Annotated in this window: 3 protein-coding genes; all 3 read right to left on the bottom strand. The window is 32.8% G+C overall.

Features of this window, described 5'->3' with window-relative positions:
- Positions 1-220: 220 nt before the first annotated feature.
- Positions 221-514, bottom strand: a complete 294-nt coding sequence (locus tag J7K39_09135; GenBank protein ID MCD6180052.1) for a winged helix-turn-helix transcriptional regulator — start codon at positions 512-514, stop codon at positions 221-223.
- Positions 515-1060: 546 nt separating this feature from the next.
- Positions 1061-2311, bottom strand: coding sequence for an ATP-binding protein (locus J7K39_09130; GenBank protein MCD6180051.1), 1251 nt, complete (start codon positions 2309-2311; stop codon positions 1061-1063).
- A 355-nt stretch (positions 2312-2666) separates the two neighbouring features.
- The gene (locus J7K39_09125; GenBank protein MCD6180050.1) at positions 2667-3611 is read right to left on the bottom strand and encodes a glycosyltransferase family 4 protein; all 945 of its coding nucleotides are present in this window, start codon (positions 3609-3611) and stop codon (positions 2667-2669) included.
- Positions 3612-3751 lie beyond the last annotated feature (140 nt).

Below are 3751 nucleotides of genomic sequence, written 5' to 3'. Positions count from 1 at the left end.
TGATTCCCAACTGACTTTCCCTGATTGTAGAACTTTTTGAATTTCCAAAGCGCGCTCAGGGTGTACAGCTAATGACAAACACTTTCCAATAAACCAAAGGGTTTCCTGACTATTCATTTTTTATAAGTGACTAAAGTTATTAAGTGTCTAAAGTGACTAGAGTTCTATTTTAAGCTTTAAGTACTTTCAACTTCAAACTCTAAGTATTTTATATAAGTATCTAGCGTGTTATTTTATCAATTACTCTCCAATGGCCTGTTTTAGTACTTCCTATTCTTTTAATTCTACCCTCTTTTTTCAGCTTCGCAAGTTGTTGTTTTATAGCATTTGAACTTACGTTTGTTAATTTGGCTAAGTCCTCTCTGGTTAATGAATTATTTTTCTCTAATGCTTCAATAATTTTATTTCTTGTGGAAATTTTCTTTATTTCTTGGGTAGTTTCTTGGGTAGTTTTATAAAATGTCACACGAACACTATTAAAAATGTATTTATATTCGGGCTCAGGCATTTTCATTTTTAAGCATTCTTCAATCATGTTATTTGTTCCTTTACCCCAACTCTCTACAAAACCAGCTTTATAGAAAATATTTGCAATATTACTCCTTACTTTTTATTCCTCTCTCTTTTCTTAATCACGTCACTACACAATCACGTAATTATTCTTTTTTTCTCGCTGATTTCCGCTGATAAAAAACGCTGATTTTCGCAAATAAAATTATCAAATATACATATCCATATATTTTTTATCTCTTCTCTGCGATAATCTGCGAAAGCATTTGTGGTCTTACTTGTTCCCGTGTGAACGAAGTGAGTATACGGGATCTGCAAGACTCTTTTGTTTCACGTTGATAATCATTTTTACCGCAATGTTCGCTATTTTTGTCATTCTGACGACTTCAGGAGGAAGAATCTCATAACTGTTAGAGTCAACTTTCTTGAGGGCTTCACCGTTTCTCCTGTGCGCTATGCTCTTTTTTACTCAACCTCAACCTTAGCCTCCTGAGCTTGTCGAAGGGGAACCACGTAACTACGTAAGCACGTAATTTTGTTTCATACTAAACTAATTTTTTTGTAAATCCATTTTTGGTATTAAGTATCCTTGAATATAGTGATAATTGCTAGATACAAGGTTTAATGTTTGATTAACAATATAGGATTCAGATACATTAAATAGTTTATTAAAACTATCTAAATTACGAAGGAACACATCTTTTTTGATGGCCTTATTTTTTACCTCTACTGATATAATGCCATGAAAATTATTTATAACAAAATCTACTTCGGTACCATCAAGGGTTCTGTAGTAAAAAAGTTTACCGGCTTGTCCGAGTTTACGCTTTAATTCAAGAAAAACATAGTTTTCAAAAATACTAGCCGCATCAGCTCTACGGTTAAAACTGTTAAAGCTACCGTTTATCAAATTACACAAGCCTATATCGGTAAAATAGACTTTTCGCATTTTGGTAATAACTTTTCGTTTATTGGTGTAAATTGGCTCAACTAATTTAATAATATACATTTGCTCAAGCAAATACATATATTCATTTGTTTTTTTATAACTCAGTCCACTCGTACTTGATAATTCATTTACATTTACTAAATTTCCTATTTGAGCAGCTAATAATTTTAGTAATTTATTAAATCCAACAGTATCTTCATTACGTATATATGAACGCACATCACGCATTAAATAGGTACGATAAATATCATCAAGCAGTTCAATTTTTTCATTTTCAGTATTAACAAGTGCTACTCTCGGTAATCCTCCAAATAACATATATCGTTCTAAATGATCCGCTATCGCCTTGTTCACAACTACATCAACAGTTTTATTGTCATATTTCTGATATAATTGATATAAATCATTATCGGTAAACATAAGATACTCATCAAACGAAAGTGAAAAAACTTCAATAATTCTAACACGACCGGCTAATGATTCTTCTACATTTTGTAAAATATCAAGGCTTGAACTTCCGGTACACAAGATTTTAAGGTTTTCATTTTTATCTACCAATAGTTTAAGCATGGTACTTATATTTGGTATAAATTGAAATTCATCAATTAATAAAAAACCTTCAAGTTTTGTGTTGAGATTAAATTTCAGAAATGACTCTAATGTTGAGTATTTTTGAAATATTTCAATAATCTCGACATCCTGTCCGTTCAAAAACAGTTTGTCAGATGGTAGGTCCAAACTTTTTATAAGGGTAGTTTTACCAACTTGTCGAGCTCCAATAAGCACCACAATAGGTAAAATACTAAGTGCTTTTTCTATTTTATGAATATAAATTTTACGTAAGTATATCATCTCGATATTTTTTACCAAATATATAAATTCTCAGCCGAGTTTTTATCTTTTTAGAAGAAAATATGGACTTTGTGATTTTGCGCTCTGCGTCAGCATATCCCTACACAATCATGTAATTATTCCTTGTTTCTCGCTGATTTCCGCTGATAAAAGACGCTGATTTTCGCAAATAAAATTATCAAAATACATATCAAAAAATCTTTATCTCTTCTCTGCGATAATCTGCGAAAGCATTTGTGGTCTTACTTGTCCCCGTGTGAAGGAAGTGTGTATACGGGATCTATGAGACTCTTTTGTTTTACCCAATTACTCAATTATTTTTTGTCGCATTATGCTCTTATTTCTTACCCTCACACTATTCTCCACTAATCTTCTTCTTAAACGCCTTTCTCTTATCCACCCACCTTGTAATTCCATAAAGTAAGACCAAGGCCACTCCAAAAAATAATAACACAAATTTAGGGAATGTATAGGCTCCCCAAGCTAAAGCAAAGAGGATTCCATTTACCATTAGACTCCAAAGCACTACCTTTTGATGTGAAAAACCACTTTGTACCAAACGTTGATAGGCATGCTTTTTATGTGCAACCGAAAGTTTTTCTTTATTGCGCCAACGGCGGAAGAGGGTAAGGCTGGCATCAAACCAAAAGAGGGAAATTGGTATTAAAGCCGTAAACAGGTTGAGTTGTCCGGTATTTTGATAGCGTATTAAAAGTACACCAAAAGTAAATCCAATAAGTGTACTTCCTGTATCTCCCATATAAATTTTAGCTTTTGGCCAATTCCAAATTAAAAAACCCAAAATGGCTGCAAGGAGTAAAAGATTATAACTTGCTCCTGCAAATAGGAAGAGAAATAAGGAAATAAATGCTGTTTCCAAGGCGGCAAATCCATCAATACCATCCATAAAATTGTAGAGATTTATCATCCACAATATACCTAAGAAGGCGAGGGGGGTCAAAAGAATAGAAAATCTGGTTTCTGTAAATCCAAAATCTACATAATTTAAACCACCTAGAAAATAAAGAGCTAAACCTACACTTATAATTTGAGCAACGATTCTTATGCCGGGCTTGATTTCAAAAATATCATCCACAAGACCGACCACAACCAAAATTAAACCCGAAAGCAAAGCTTTAACCAAAGCCGAATTAATAGATCCAATATACAATAAATAGAAAATCCCGATATACCATGTACCGGCAATAGCAATTCCTCCGGCTGTTGGCATAACACTTGAACTTTGACGACGAGAATTAGGTCTATCAACATTTCCCAAAAATGGTGAAATCCTTATCATCAGATAAGTAATTGCAATTGAGAATAGGAAAACGTAGAACCCTGTTAGCATACTTTCAATTAATTAACTTTAAATGACAGTATTCTGAGAGCAGTCTTAATAAGTATTTCGAAATAACTTAACACGGATCTATTTTGAAT

The organism is Bacteroidales bacterium, assembly GCA_021157585.1.
Taxonomy (GTDB): Bacteria; Bacteroidota; Bacteroidia; order Bacteroidales; family UBA12170; genus UBA12170.
The sequence above is the reverse complement of the archived record's forward strand: the minus strand, read 5'-3'. Positions and strand labels throughout refer to the sequence as shown.

What these genes read in the sequence shown, in the direction of transcription:
- J7K39_09135 (MCD6180052.1), bottom strand. Translation starts at nt 514, where the DNA reads ATGAAAATGCCTGAGCCCGAATATAAATACATTTTTAATAGTGTTCGT.
- J7K39_09130 (MCD6180051.1), bottom strand. Translation starts at nt 2,311, where the DNA reads ATGATATACTTACGTAAAATTTATATTCATAAAATAGAAAAAGCACTT.
- J7K39_09125 (MCD6180050.1), bottom strand. Translation starts at nt 3,611, where the DNA reads ATGATAAGGATTTCACCATTTTTGGGAAATGTTGATAGACCTAATTCT.